We start from the raw sequence: 13,773 nt of genomic DNA, 5'->3' as shown, positions 1-13,773 counted from the left end.
CAGGCTCATTGTGCCTTGCGGCCGCGGCCGTAAGATGCCGCGGCCTTCATGCCTTCGCGTCTTGCCCAGCACCTCGTCTCGCGCGCCCTCCTGTCCCAGGAGCAGGCCGGAGAGTTGTTGCGTCTGCACCAGGCCCAGGGAGGCCATGTGGACACCGCGCTCCTGGAGCGCGGCATGTCCGAAGCGGACGTCCTCGCGATGCTGGGCGAGGTCTCCGGCTTCCGGCCCGTGAACCTGGTGGACTTCGAGCCCAACCTCGAGGTCGCCAGCTTCATCCCCCCGAAAATCGCCGAACGCCTGAGCGTCGTTCCCCTGTCCCTGGACGGCAACACGCTGCACGTGGCGTGCGCCTACCCGGTGCCCAAGAAGGAGCTGGACGAAGTCGGCTTCCTCCTGGGCAAGCCGCTGGAGCTGTGGGTCGCCATCGAGCTGCGGGTGCGCGAGTGGATCTCCATCATCTACCGCCAGCCGCTGACGCCCCGCTTCGTGCAACTGGCCGCGTCGGTCGCCCAGCAGGCCGGAGCGCTCACGCCGCCCCCGCCTCCGCCGCCAGACGACGAGTCGATGACGGTGGACATGGTGGAGCAGCTGGCGCGCAACGTGGCCCAGGAGCCCGTGCCCGCGGCAGCCCGTCCCGCCGCCGCGCGTGAGCCCGAGCCCGCGGACATCCCCCCGCCCGCGTACACGCGCGAGCCGCTGCGCCTGAACACCTCCGCGGGACCGGTGACGACGGCCCGCGCGGTCCAGCGCCCCACGCCGGCGCCGGCGCCCACCGACATCCCCCCCCCCGCGTACACGCGCGAGCCCCTGCGGCTGAACATGCCGGGCACGCCCGCGCGCGCCACGCCTCCCGCGCAGGCTCCGAACCAGGGCGCGTCGGGGAACGCCGCGCCGCCGACCCTCTACCCGCCGGGAGAGCGTCCCCTACCGCCGCCGCAGCCCGTGCCCGTGCTGTTGCCCGTGGGTCCGGCAGGCACGTCCGCCACCGCGCCCCAGGGGGGTCGACCCGCCGCGCCCGGTGCGTTCGCCACGCCGCCGCCGACCGCGAGCCGTCCCGGCACCACCGTGCAGGGTCCCGCGACCCAGGGCTTCGGAGGACAGGGCCCCAACGCGCAGGGCATCTCCGCGACGCAGGGCTTCGGAGGACCGGGGCCCACGACGCAGGGCTTTGGCGGCCAGGGTCCCGCGACACCGGGACAAGGTGCTCGACCGGGAACTCCCGTGCAGAGCCCCCAGGGCACCACCCCGGCCGCGCAGCCGGCACAGGGCCCCGCTCGACCGGGCACCACCGTCCAGACCTCGCAGGGCGCGGCCCCCACGGCGCCTCCGTCCGCGAACCGCCCCAGCGCCCCCGCGCAGCCCCCGGGAGCCCGTCCCGCGGTGTGGCCGCCCTCGCCCGAGCAGCAGGCCCGCGCGGCCCAGACCGCCACGCCGACCCAGCCGCCAGTTCCCCCGGCGCCGCCCCGGGGCGAGCCGTCGTTCATCATCTTCAGCAACCCCGCGTCCACGCAGGGCGCGACCCGTCCTCGCGCGCCGGAGCCCGCCTCCGTCCCGGGTGCCTCCAGCGCGCCGGATGCCGCCGTGCCGGAATGGACGCTGCCCCAGGCCCGCTCCGCGCTGCGCGAGTCGACGCGAGACCTGGACCGCCTGCTGGACGTGGCGCTGCGCTTCGGCCGCCGCACGTTCGACTACGTGGCCGCCTTCGCCGTCGTGCGCGGCGCCGCGGGTGGCTGGGACGCGCGCGGTGAGGGCCTGGACGCGAACGCGCTCTCCCTGGTCTCCATCCCCCTGGACGCGAGCAGCGTCTTCCGCACCGTCGCCGTCACGCGCGGCAGCTACGCGGGCCCGCTGCCTCCGGACGCGCTCACGCGGCACTACCTGGAGCTCTTCGGCCGCCAGGCCCCGCGCACCGTCTTCCTGTACCCGGTGGAGGTGAAGGGCCGCCTCGTGGCCATCCTCTACGGCGACTGCGGCCAGAAGCCGATGAGCCAGCGCCGGCTGAGCGACTACATCCTGTTCTGCCAGGACCTGCCGGCCGCCTTCCAGGAGCTCATCCTCTTCCGCAAGCAGCGCGTGTCCGAGCTGCGCGCGCCAGAAGAGGACATCACCATCGACGTGGACGTACCCGGCTTCCCGGCCCCGGTCCAGCCCGCTCCCGCGCCCGCCGTGGTCGCGGGGCTCGGGTGGAACCCCGTCTTCGGCCGTGGAGGCGTGGCCAACCTGGGCCGCGCCGCCGCCCTGCCTCCGCGCGTGCTGTCGCCGGAAGAGCGCCCGCCTCCGGACTTCACGCCGCTCCTGCGCCGGCTCACCGGCCCGGACGCGTCCCAGCGCTCCAGCGCCATCGCGGAGCTGGCGCGTTCACCTGAAGCCAGCGCCCGGGTGCTCGCGCAGCACTTCCCCGGCCCCACCGCCTGGAGCCGCCTGCCCGTCGTGGAGCTGCCGGAAGCGGACGAGCTGGGCCCCATCCCCGCGGCCCTGTCGCGCCTGGGCCGTCCCGCGGCCCTCGCGCTGGCGCCGCTGTTGGACTCGAACGACGCGGACACGCGCTACCTGGCGCTGCTCACCGCGGGCAACCTGCCCTACGCGGAGCTGGTGGACGGCGTGCTGCGCGGCCTGTTCGACATGGAGCCGGACATCTCCAGCGCCGCGCGAGTCGCCGCCGCCGCGCTCAAGCACCTGCCGCGCCTGGACGCGTCCCTGCGCGACCTGCGCCAGGAGCTGGCCAGCCGGGACGCGCTGCGCCGCTCGCTGGCGGCCCGTGCCCTGGGCACGCTGCACGACCGCGACGCCATCGAGGGCCTCATCAACCTCACCGGCAGCGACGACGCGATGTGCGCGCAGGCCGCCGCGGAGGCCCTGCGCGAAGTCACCCGCGCCACGCTGGGTCTCCAGCCGCGCCAGTGGTCGGCGTGGTGGGCGGAGAACCGCAGCCGCCGCCGCGCGGACTGGCTGGTGGCCGCTCTCCGTCACCGCGAGCTGGACGTGCGGCTCGCCGCCATCGAGGAGCTGAGCCGCGCCCTGCACGACACGCTGGGCTACTACGCGGACGCTCCCGACGCGGAGCGCGAGTCCGCGGTGCGGCGCTGGGAGTCGGCGGCGGTCGACCCCGCCAACGCCCGCCGGTTGGGCATGCTCTGAGCCACGGAGGCGCGCGATGACGGGCGCCATGTGGGTCAGCCTGCTGGCGTGCGCGGGGCAGCTCGCGCTCGCCGGCATCGCGCTCGCCCGCGTGGGACGAAGCCCCCTCGCGCTGCCGCTGTCTCTCTTGTCCATCGCGCTGTCGACCTGGAACTTCTCCGCCTTCGGGCTGGCGCGTTCGGGGGACACCGGCTGGCGGCTGATGGGCTTCGCCGCGGCGCTGATGACGCTGCCGTGCGCGTTGCACTTCATCCTCGCGTTCGTGGGCCGCCGCCGCCGCTCCGCCCGGGTCCTGTACGGCACCTACGCGGTGATGGGCGCGCTCGCGCTGACGATGATCATCGCCATGGGCGTGCCCGCGCTGCAGGAGCGCATCTACACCTTCCGCTTCGGGCTCGCGGTCGCCTTGGGCGTCATCCCCATCCTCACCACGGGCTTCGTGCTGCTCACGCGCCACCTGCGCCACACAAGCTCGGAGAACTCGCAGGACGAACGGGCGCGAGCGGGGTTGATGCTGCTGGGGCTCACGCTGCTCGTCGCGCTGCTGCTCACGGACCTGGCGGCGGACATGGCCCTGCCCGTGCCGAAGCTGGGCAACGTGGGCACGCTGCTGGGCCTGCCGGTGATGGCCACCGCGTCCCTGCGCTTCCAGCTCTTCGGCAAGGACGCGCGCGCCACGAACGCGGCGATGCACGCGGTCGTGCTCGCGCTGGTGGGCGTGCTCGCCTACCTGGTGCTCTTCCGCGCCTTCGCCGCCGAGTCGGGAGCGCTGGTCGTGGGCACCACCGCCATCACCTTCGCGCTGCTCGCGGCGGCGCGGCGGGGCGTCACCGCCTTCGTCACCCAGCGCGAGCGACTGGAGCAACTGGCCACGCTGGGGCGCTTCTCCGCGCAGATGGCGCACGACCTGAAGAACCCCATCGCCGCGCTCAAGGGCGCCGCGCAGTACCTGAAAGAGGAGCACGCGCGCGGCCACTCCTGGGACGCGCACGGTGACTTCCTGGACCTGCTGCTGGAGCAGGTGGAGCGCCTGGACCGCGTGGCGGGCACCTACCAGCGCCTCGCGCGAGTCGAACCGCTGCGCCGGCCGCTGGACTTGAACCGGCTGGTGGAGGGCGTGCTGTCACTCCAGGCCTTCGCGACGCCAGGAGCGGTGGAGCTGAAGAAGGAGCTCGCGCCCGGCCTGCCCGAGTGCGCGGGAGACGAGGACCTGCTCGCCAACGCACTGGAGAACCTGGTGCGCAACGCGTTCGAGGCCATGCCCGAGGGCGGCACCCTCACCGTGCGCACGCAGCAGGACGGCGGCGCGGTGGTGGTGGAGGTGCAGGACACCGGCAGCGGCATGGACGTGCGCACGCGTGAGCGGGCCTTCGACGACTTCTTCACCACCAAGGCGACGGGCAGCGGCCTGGGGCTGGCCTTCGTGCGGCGCGTGGCGGAGGCGCACGGAGGCACTGCGTCCCTGACGAGCGGCGAGGGGCATGGCACCATCCTCCGCCTGCGCCTGCCGGCGGCCCCCGTTTCCCAGGCCCCGGCATCCGAGGGAGAAGCCGCGTGAGCGAAGCACTGAAGGGCCACGTCCTGGTGGTCGACGATGATCCCGCGCTGCTCAAGGTGCTGGGCGCGCTGCTCACCCAGGCGGGCCTCACTCCGCATCCAGCCTCGAACGCGAAGGACGCCCTGGCCCTGCTCGCGCGCCGCCCCATCGACGTGGTGCTGAGCGACGTGCGCATGCCGGGCATGAGCGGCATGGAGCTGCTCGCGGAGGTGGGACGCGGCTGGCCGGACGTGCCCGTGCTGCTGATGACCGCGCACGGCACGGTGCCGCTCGCGGTGGAGGCGATGAAGGCGGGCGCGGCGGACTTCGTGCTCAAGCCCTTCGACCGCGAGGAGCTCCTCTTCACGCTGAAGAAGGCCCTGCTCCACGCGAGCCAGGACCCGGAGCCCACGCGAGGCACCGGCAAGGCGCCGGACGGACTCGACAGCCTGCTCATGGGCGCGAGCCGCGCGATGAAGGACGTGAAGGCCCTGCTGGTGAAGGCCGCCCAGGGCACCGCCACGGTGCTGCTCCGAGGCGAGTCCGGCACGGGCAAGGAGCTGGCCGCGCGAGCCCTGCACGAAAACAGTCCCCGGCGCGCGGGCCCGTTCGTGAAGCTGCACTGCGCGGCGCTCCCGGACACGCTCTTGGAGAGCGAGCTGTTCGGCTACGAGAAGGGCGCCTTCACCGGCGCGGCGACGCGCAAGCCCGGACGCGTGGAACTGGCGCACGGCGGCACGCTGTTCCTCGACGAGATTGGCGACGTGTCCCCCGCCGTGCAGGTGAAGCTCCTGCGCGTGCTCCAGGAGCGCGAGTTCGAACGGTTGGGCGGAACGCAGACAGTGAAGATCGACGTGCGCTTCGTCGCGGCCACGCACCAGTCGCTGGAGGACGGCGTGCGCCGGGGCACCTTCCGCGAGGACCTCTTCTACCGGCTCAACGTGGTGCCCCTCTGGTTGCCCACGCTGCGCGAGCGGCCGGAGGACATCGCGGCCCTCGCCCGCCACTTCCTGGACGTGCACGCCAAGAGCAACGGGCGGCCTCCGTTCACCCTGAGCGAAGACGGCCTGCGCGCGCTCCAGGCCCAGCCGTGGCCCGGCAACGTGCGCCAGTTGCAGAACTTCCTGGAGCGGCTGGTGGTGCTCTCCGACGGGCCCATGCTGACTGGCGAGGACGTGGCGCGTGAACTCTCCCGCCAGCCGGGACTCGCGCCACCGCCCGTCGCCGCGCCACTGCCCCCGTCACCGTCCGACTCCGTCACGCTGGAGTCACGTCGCAAGGACGTGGAGAAGGAAGCGCTGGTGGATGCGCTGAAGCGCTCGGGTGACAACCGCACGCTGGCTGCCCGGCTGCTCGGGGTGAGCCGGCGCACGCTCTACAACAAGCTGGAGGAGCACGGCCTGCTGTAGAGGTGCCGGGAGGGCGACCCGCTGGAATCCAGCCCGTGTTGTCACCGAATGCTTCCGTGTACGGACCTGACTTCCAGGCTTATGCTGCTTCGCGCTCGTACGCCCTGGACGCGGCACCGCAGCGCACCCGAGTCCCCCTCCCGGCCCGCAAGGGCTGGCTGACACGAAGGAGCAACGCCCCCATGACCCAGTCCCTCGCCGCCCGCGTGAGCGGTCCCGTCTACACCCCCAACGACGCGGGCTATGCCCCGGAGAGCGCCGGATTCAACGTCCTCGTCACGCACTCGCCGCAGTACGTGGTGGCGGTGAAGTCCACGAAGGACGTGGCGGAGGCCATCCGCTTCGCCCGGGAGAACCAGCTGCCCATCTCCGTGCAGGCCACGGGGCACGGCACGTACGCGCCCGTCACCTCTGGCGTGCTCCTCTCCACGAAGGCGCTGAACCACGTGAGCATCGACCCCGCGACGCGCATCGCCACCATTGGCGCGGGCGCGCGCTGGGAGCCGGTCATCGAGGAGGCGGCGAAGCACGGTCTGGCGCCCATCGCCGGCTCGTCCACGAACGTGGGCGTGGTGGGCTACCTGCTGGGCGGCGGCCTGGGGCCGCTGGTGCGCAGCCACGGCGTCAGCTCCGACTACGTGGTGGGCTACACGCTCGTCACCTCTGACGGCGAGACGGTGGAGGCGAGCGCCGAGCATCACCCGGACCTGTTCTGGGCCCTGCGCGGCGGCAAGGGCGGCTTCGGCATCGTGACGGAGGTGAAGCTCCAGCTGGTGGAGATGCGCTCGCTCTACGCGGGCAGCCTCTTCTTCGCGGAGGAGCACATCGAGGCCGTGCTGCGCGGCTGGGTGAAGTGGACGGCGGAGGCGGACGCGCGCGTGTCCACGAGCATCGCCGTGATGCGCTTCCCGCCGTTCGACTTCATCCCGCCCCCGCTGCAGGGGCGCACGGTCATCAACCTGCGCTTCGCCTTCCCGGGCTCCGCGGAAGAGGGCGCGAAGCTGGCGGCGCCCCTGCGCGCGCTGGCGCCCCTCTACCTGGACATGCTGGGCGAGCTGCCGGTGACGCAGATTGCGCGCATCCACAATGATCCGGACAAGCCCAGCCCCGTGTGGACCCACGGCATGATGCTGACCCACGTGGACCAGGACCTGGCCACCACGCTGCTGCGCCACGTGGGCGCGGGCGCGCAGACGCCGTACTTCATGCTGGAGCTGCGGCACCTGGGCGGCGCCTGCCAGAAGGACGTGGCGGGAGGCTCCGCGGTGGGCGGCCGCGGCGGCAACTTCATCGTCGGACTGGTGGGCATGCACCCGCCGCTGTTCGAGACGGTGCTGCCCGGCGCCACGGAGGGCCTGCGCGCGGAGCTGAAGCCGTGGCTGTCGCCAGAGATGACCATCAACTTCATGGGCAAGGTCCGTGACGCGCAGCACTTCGACAGCGCCTGGCCGGACGCCATCCGGGCGAAGCTCAAGGACGTGCGCGGCAAGTACGACCCGCACAAGCTCTTCGCGAAGTAGCGCTCAGGGGGTCGTCGTCTCCAGGGCGGCCAGTTCGTCCTGGAACGCGGCGACCAGGGCCTCCGGGTCGGGCACGCGTGACGCATCCGAGGCCACACCCACGGTCACCTGTCCCGAGTAGCTGAAGAGGCTGACCCCCAGGCCCACGTGGCCGGCCTGGGGGACCCAGAACGTGAGTCCCTGAAGCTGGCTGCCCGCGAGCGACACCGGCTGGCGCGGCCCGGGCACGTTGGTGGCGACGAGCGACGCCTTGGTGCCCATCACGTCCACGACGGCGCGCTCCAGCGCCGCGGGCGTGCGGCCCAGAAGCTCCAACACGCCGGACGTCACCACGGCCTCCGGCGAGCGCTTGAGGTGCTCCATCCGCTTCGCCACTTCGCGCAAGCGGCGGCGCGGCTCCGCCAGGTGCACGGGGAGCCGCAGGAACACCACGCCGAAGCGGTTGCCCAGCTCGCGAGGCACCGGCACATCCATGGGCCGCAGGTTCACCGGTACCAGCGCGTGCACGTCCTCCATTGGAGCGTCCCGCGAGTCCAGGTAGCGCCGCAGCGCGCCCGTCACCGCCGTGAGCAGCACGTCGTTCACCGTGCCGCCCAGGGTCCGGCCCACGGCCTTCACCCGCTCCAACTCAATGGGCTCCGACCACGCGGCGACCTTCCGGGGGCCCAGCGGTCCGCGCAAGGGAGAGCGTGGATCCGGAGGCAGCACCAGCAGCTTGCCCAATGCCGCAGCCCCCTTCGCGCCCTCGCGAACAAGGTCGCCCGCGAGGATGGGCTCGCGCACCATTTCCGCGCCCTTGCGCAGCGCGGAGCGGGCGCCCCGGGCGAAACGCAGCCAGCCAGGAGCGCCTGGCCGCCGCTCCGGTTCGGAAGGCGTCACCGCTTCCAGGCTTTCATCCCAGGTTTCCGGCACGGCGACCGCGTCCACCGGATCCGTGAGGGACAGCAACACCCGCGCGAGCGCGATGCCATCCGCGATGCAGTGGTGCAGCCGCGCGAGCAGCACGTCCCCGCCCGGCGCGCCGCGCACCAGGTGGAAGTGCCACAGCGGACGGGAGCGCTCCAGAGGCACACCCAGCCAGTCCCCGACGAGCGCCTCCAGCCCCGCGCGTCCCGCCGACTCCGGCACGCGCAGCGTGGACAGGTGCTCCTCCAGCTCGAAGTCCGGCGCGTCCTCCCAATGCGGCGCGCCCAGCGGCCCGGGCACCACCCGCTGACGGAAGCGAGGATAGCGCTCCACCAGCCGCTCGCGCACCACCGCGCGCAGGCGCTCCAGGTCCACGGCGCCGTCGAACCACAGCACCGCGGTGATCATCATCAGGTTCGCGGGCTCCTCCATCTGGAGCCACGCCGCGTCCATGCTCGCCATCCGCTCGCGGCCTGCCATGGCGTCCTTCTCACCCGTACGCCCCCGTGGGAGCAAGGTCCTCCTCAAGGCTTGGGTTGAGGCTCCGGCGCTTCCTGCTTCTCCCGTTCGAACTGGAACGTCTGCCGGGTGGCGCCCGGCACCGTGAGGACGAGCGAGTCCTTCTCTTCAATGGCGTACGTGAAGTCCCCGCCCTTGAACTTGCCCTTCGTCAGGGGCACCACGCGCTCCTTGCCGCACACCGGGCCCACCGCCTGACCGTCCTGCGTGCGCAGCGCCAAGTGCTTCTTGTCCTTCACCTCCAGCCGGCCCCACGCGCGAACATCCAGCGTGCTGCCGCGCCCGAGCGTCGCGTCATCCAGCTTCGTCCGCATCACGAAGCATCCGCTCGGCGTGATCTGCAACGCCCGCGCGTAGTCGGACCGGGGCTGCACGTCGATGCGCTCCTCCTTCCCCTGGTCCGTGTCCGGGATGCTCGCCGCGGACAGCACCCACGTGCCCACCAGCTCTTCGGGGACGGCCGTGCCCTTGGGCGCCTTATCGCCCTCGCACGGGTTCGCCACCAGCTTCTCCGGGCTCTTGGGCGCGGGCTCGAAGGACTTCTCGCAGGTGAGGCCGCACGACTTCGCCGCGCACGCCGTGTCATCCGGCGCGCAGGCCGCCTTGCTGGTGCAGGTCTTCAGCCGCTTGAGCGCGTCCTCGCAGCCCTCGCGCATGCACTTGTCGACGCACTCCGCGTCGATGCACTCCGCGACGCAGACCCAGTTGGTGCGGCCACACACGCCCGCCACGGTGCGGGGGGCCTGGGCCGCCGCGGGCAGCGCGGCGGCGGAGACAAGAAGCAGGACGAGGAGTCGGAACGGTCGCATGCGTCCTGCAAGCTAGGCAGTGCGCCCACCTCCGGCGACACCCGGAGGCAGGCAGGCTGTCCACCGGGCATCACTCCGGGCTCCGGCACCGCCGTCAGGTGAACTGCCACCGCCAGGTGCGCGGGTCGGACGGATTGGGCAGCTCCAGTTCGAAGTCCAGCGTGTCGTAGCGGTTGAACTCGCGAGGCTCCACGCGAAGGAGCGTCATCGCCGTGGTGTTGCGCTCGCGCATGGGCGACACGTCGAAGGCCAGCTCCGCGTCGAAGGCGACCTTGTAGAACAGGCAGAAGCCATCCACCCGCCCGTCCTCCTCCACCGGCCGCTGGATGCGCACGCGCGAGGGCAGCCCCTCCGCGCGCATCGTCTCCAGGTCGAACCCGAACACGGGCTCCGGCTCGCACAGCAGGTGGTCCACTTCGTAGGAGCGCACCAGCCGCGTGAAGTACGACGGGCTCATCGCCTCGCGCAGCGACTGGAGGCACCGGAAGTCCACATGGGGCAGGTGCTGCGTCCAGATGAACGGGACACACGCCTCCTCGCGCAGCTGCACGGGCTCCACGTAGACCTCGAAGCGGTTGGGGAGGATGCGGCCGCCGGGCTTGAGCAGGCGCGAGCGCAAATCCAGCATCCGGGGCACGAGCCCCGCGTCGAGCAGCGCATCTCCCAACAGCTCATGCAGCAGCACGTCCGCCTTCTCCTGCGGCTGGAAGTGCCAGGTGGGCTCGCGCACGAAGGCGATGCGGTCCAGGCCGTTGCGTCGGGCCACCCATTGAGTGGTGTCCAACAGACGCGAGTCATCCACCGCGTACAGCTTGCGCGGGTTCTGGTGCGCGGCGAGGAAGGTGCGCAGGCCGGTGCCGGCCTTCACGTCCACCACCACCTGGTTGGGGCGCACGTAGCGCTCCACCGCGCGGCGCCACATCTCCACGCGTTGAGGATCCGCCAGCACGGAGTCCTGCGGCGCCGGACTGGACAGGGACAGGCTGTTGGGCGCGTGCCGACGGTGGAGATGGGACACGAGCGGCAGGTGGCTGAGACGCGAGCGCAGGTCCATCAATGCCTGACGCGGCAGGTCGAGCAGGTTCGACATGGTGGCTTCCCCCCGGAAGGCCGTGGCGGTCCCGACAAAGACGCGGTCGACCACCCCGTCCCCCGGAACCGGACTGCGAACGATGCGTGAGAGACGGGCTCCGACCCAATACGTCGCGAGGGCCGCTCACTGTCCCCACGTGAACATCCCGCCTCGCACCGGGGTCCGAGAATCCACTCGCACCGCTTCGTGACAATCCCTCAAAGCAGGAAGGCACCGGTCGCCCCGGTGACCTCTCGCCGGCGGGTTGGAGACGGCGCCGGCGAGAGGCTTTCCCACCTGCACGGGAGCGTCCGCGAATGACAGTCCAAGCATCCCTCCGGGCGGGCAAGAAAACAGGTGGAGTGCGTCTTTTCCGGAAAGCCGCTCATTCGCGAGCCCTGCTCGTGGACGGGAGGAAGGCTGCCGGTCACGCCCGTGGTTGGACCCAGGTCTTGATGGAAGAGGGGGCACGGATGATGCGAGCGATGGAATCGCGGACGCAGGGCGGGCGGGAGCTGGTGGCGAACGTCGAGGGCGCGGCGCGCTGGGAGGCGCAGCCGTGGCGGATTCAGCTGCAGGACGCGAGGGCGCGCGAGCACCGGCTGGCGCGGTCGGTGCTCATCGCGGCGCTGCTGGAGGAGGGCTTCACGGCGGAGGCGGAGGTGGCTGGGTTCGCGGGGGCGCTGGAGGACCGGGCGTCGCTGAGCATCGGGCAGGTGCTGCGGTTCGTGGACGGCGTGCGGGTGCGCATGGTGCTGGCTTGCACGGACGACGAGGTGTTGCAGCTGGCCTACCTGTGCCGCAGCGCGGAGGAACTGGCGGAGCGGATGATTGACTGGGCCAACACGGGGCGGCTGCCGGCGTAGGGCCAGCGGGGCGCCGTGCGGACGTTGGTGATGGGCGTCCCGGGTGGGAGTGCCTTGACAGGGGCCGTGGGTCGCTTTCAGGTGGGGGCATGCTCGCCCTCGCACTTGCCGCCACGCTGGCGGCCGCACCCGCGCCTCGCGTCGCCGCCTCCACGGTCACGGTCCTCCACGCCCCGCAGCTGGATCAGCTCCAGGGGTTGAACGCGTTCCTGACGCGGGCCGGGGCGTACTCGCAGCTGCTGAACCCGGAGGCGTGGCGCGGAGAGCTGCACCCCATCCTGCAGCTCGACCTCGGGAAGCCGGAGGTGATGGAGGCGCAGGGCATCGACGTGACGGGGCCGCTGACGGTGTCCATGCGGCAGGACGGCCGCATCGCGTGCACGCGGGTGAAGGACACGAAGGTGTTCCAGGAAGCAACGGCGAACGTGCTCGCGCGCAACGGCGACGTGAAGGCGGGCACGGTGAAGGGCGTGACGACGCTCCGCGCGCCGAGCGCCTCGGGTGGCTTCGGCGGCTACGTCATCAAGGGCCAGGAGGCCTGCGCCTTCCTGAGCACGGATTCGGACGACGCGCTCCGCAAGGAGGCCGCGAAGCTGGTGGCGCTCAAGGCGGCGGCCGCGGACGCGCGCATGGCCACGGTGCCGGGCGTGCTGTACCTGTCCACGAAGGACGGCGTGTTGGCGTTGGACGGCACGGCGACGGGGCTGAAGGTGGAGGGCACGACGACGAAGCTGCCGCTGCCGCCCTTCCAGGCCAAGGGCACGAGCCCCTACGGCGCCATGTCCCCCGCGGGCCTGCTCTTCGCCAGGGCGCAGGTGGCGCCGACGGGCGTGGCGCAGGCGGTGGAGTCCGTGGCGAGCGCGGTGCGGACAGTGTGTCCCGCGTGCCCGGCGGAGGACGTGAAGGCGGTGACGGACGCGCTGGCGAAGCAGATGACGGGGCAGGTGTTGTTCGGCGTGGATTCAGTGACGGTGCGCGGTTCGCTGCGCAAGCCGGAGGTGCGCTTCTTCGCGGCGAAGCAGGCGTTGGCGGCGGAGGTGACGGATGCGGCGGCGGTGAAGGCGGCGCTGGCCCCGCTGGCGAAGTTCCCGGGCGCCAGGACGCTGGAGGACGGCTACGCGATGGAGGCCAAGGGCGGCAGCGTCTACGTGCGGCTCAAGGGCAAACAGCTGGTGTTCGGCAACGACTCCACGGTGACGCAGACGATGCTCGCGTCGCTGCCGGAGAAGGGCGGGCCGCTGAAGCGCGCGGTGGAGTTCACGTTGGATCCGAAGAAGCTGGCACGGGGCCTGTCGCAGGTGTCGCTGATGGACGTGATGGGCGACGAGCGCCTGGCCGCGTTCTTCGGAGCGAGCACGGAGCTGGGCCCCCTGCTCGCGAAGAGCGACAGCATCACCGGCTGGCTGGACAGCGCCCCCAACGGCGCGCACCGCTTCCAGATGAACTGGTCGCTGCCGGAGAAGAACTGAACGCGGCTACTTGCGCACCAGCTCCACCTGCATGCCCAACAGCTTGCGGCCCTCGCCCGTGGTGCCGCAAATCGCGCCGTCCGTGAGCGGGCCCATGGGGCGCTCCATGCCCTCCACCTTGCACCAGTAGCGCACGGTGTACAGGTGCGCCCCTTCGCCGCGCAGCCGGATGCCGAAGGCCTCCAGGCGCCGTGACTCGCCCTGTGTCCCGCAGGGCGTGCCCTCGGGCAGCCATCCCGAGTCACCGATGTCCTGGAGGTGGCACTGGTACTCCAACTGCACGGCCTTCATGGGGCGCTTCAGGTGGAACTCGAACTGCTCGATGCGCTTGGGCTGCGTGGGCAGCCACGTGGCCCGGCGGGAGCTCTGGTTGCCGATGTCCTCGCTGTGAACCGTGCCCACCAGCTCCACCGTCTTCGAGGGACCGGCACCCAGCGTCGACGCCAACATCATTCCAACCAGCAGGCTCTTCATGGGGCTTCCTTTTGGGAGACACCCACCCAGACGCGCTGCCCCTGCAAGTATTCA

The 13,773-nt window shown here is 71.9% G+C and carries 10 protein-coding genes; 6 read left to right on the top strand and 4 right to left on the bottom strand.

The genetic code is table 11. The annotated features are described in order from the left end of the window. Positions 1–48 precede the first annotated feature (48 nt). The 4 genes from GTZ93_RS04895 (at position 49) to GTZ93_RS04880 (ending at position 7,604) form a co-directional block, all read left to right on the top strand. On the top strand, positions 49–3,138 hold the full coding sequence (locus GTZ93_RS04895; protein WP_161662653.1) for a GspE/PulE/PilB domain-containing protein: 3,090 nt from the start codon (positions 49–51) through the stop codon (positions 3,136–3,138). Positions 3,139–3,154: 16 nt separating this feature from the next. After that, a complete protein-coding gene (locus tag GTZ93_RS04890) occupies positions 3,155–4,696 on the top strand; it encodes a sensor histidine kinase (RefSeq protein ID WP_139920419.1) in 1,542 nt (513 codons plus the stop codon). Then, positions 4,693–6,084 carry a sigma-54-dependent transcriptional regulator gene (locus GTZ93_RS04885; protein ID WP_121755458.1) on the top strand — a complete coding sequence of 464 codons (1,392 nt, stop codon included), beginning with the start codon at positions 4,693–4,695 and terminating at the stop codon, positions 6,082–6,084. Before GTZ93_RS04890 ends, GTZ93_RS04885 begins: the two co-directional genes overlap by 4 nt. Before the next feature lie 182 nt (positions 6,085–6,266). Then, positions 6,267–7,604, top strand: coding sequence for an FAD-binding oxidoreductase (locus tag GTZ93_RS04880; protein ID WP_139920417.1), 1,338 nt, complete (start codon positions 6,267–6,269; stop codon positions 7,602–7,604). Between the two features lie 3 nt (positions 7,605–7,607). On the opposite strand, the gene GTZ93_RS04875 is transcribed toward GTZ93_RS04880, so the two are convergent. From GTZ93_RS04875 to GTZ93_RS04865, 3 genes are all read right to left on the bottom strand, one after another. Beyond that, a complete protein-coding gene (locus GTZ93_RS04875; protein WP_139920415.1) occupies positions 7,608–8,990 on the bottom strand; it encodes a WS/DGAT/MGAT family O-acyltransferase in 1,383 nt (460 codons plus the stop codon). Between the two features lie 44 nt (positions 8,991–9,034). Beyond that, positions 9,035–9,838, bottom strand: coding sequence for a hypothetical protein (locus tag GTZ93_RS04870; protein WP_139920413.1), 804 nt, complete (start codon positions 9,836–9,838; stop codon positions 9,035–9,037). A 94-nt stretch (positions 9,839–9,932) separates the two neighbouring features. Then, positions 9,933–10,928, bottom strand: a complete 996-nt coding sequence (locus GTZ93_RS04865) for an SAM-dependent methyltransferase (protein WP_120598877.1) — start codon at positions 10,926–10,928, stop codon at positions 9,933–9,935. A gap of 455 nt (positions 10,929–11,383) precedes the next feature. Between GTZ93_RS04865 and GTZ93_RS04860 the strand changes: the two genes are divergently transcribed. Next, on the top strand, positions 11,384–11,776 hold the full coding sequence (locus tag GTZ93_RS04860) for a hypothetical protein (protein WP_139920411.1): 393 nt from the start codon (positions 11,384–11,386) through the stop codon (positions 11,774–11,776). Positions 11,777–11,865: 89 nt separating this feature from the next. Beyond that, on the top strand, positions 11,866–13,245 hold the full coding sequence (locus GTZ93_RS04855) for a hypothetical protein (protein ID WP_139920410.1): 1,380 nt from the start codon (positions 11,866–11,868) through the stop codon (positions 13,243–13,245). Positions 13,246–13,251: 6 nt separating this feature from the next. Here the strand turns inward: GTZ93_RS04855 and GTZ93_RS04850 are convergent, their stop codons facing one another. After that, entirely contained in the window at positions 13,252–13,719 is a 468-nt protein-coding gene (locus GTZ93_RS04850) for a hypothetical protein (RefSeq protein ID WP_139920408.1), read from the bottom strand. Positions 13,720–13,773 lie beyond the last annotated feature (54 nt).

The organism is Corallococcus exiguus, from assembly GCF_009909105.1.
GTDB lineage: Bacteria > Myxococcota > Myxococcia > Myxococcales > Myxococcaceae > Corallococcus > Corallococcus exiguus.
Note: the sequence above shows the minus strand (reverse complement) of the source record. Positions and strands in the feature narration are given on the sequence as shown.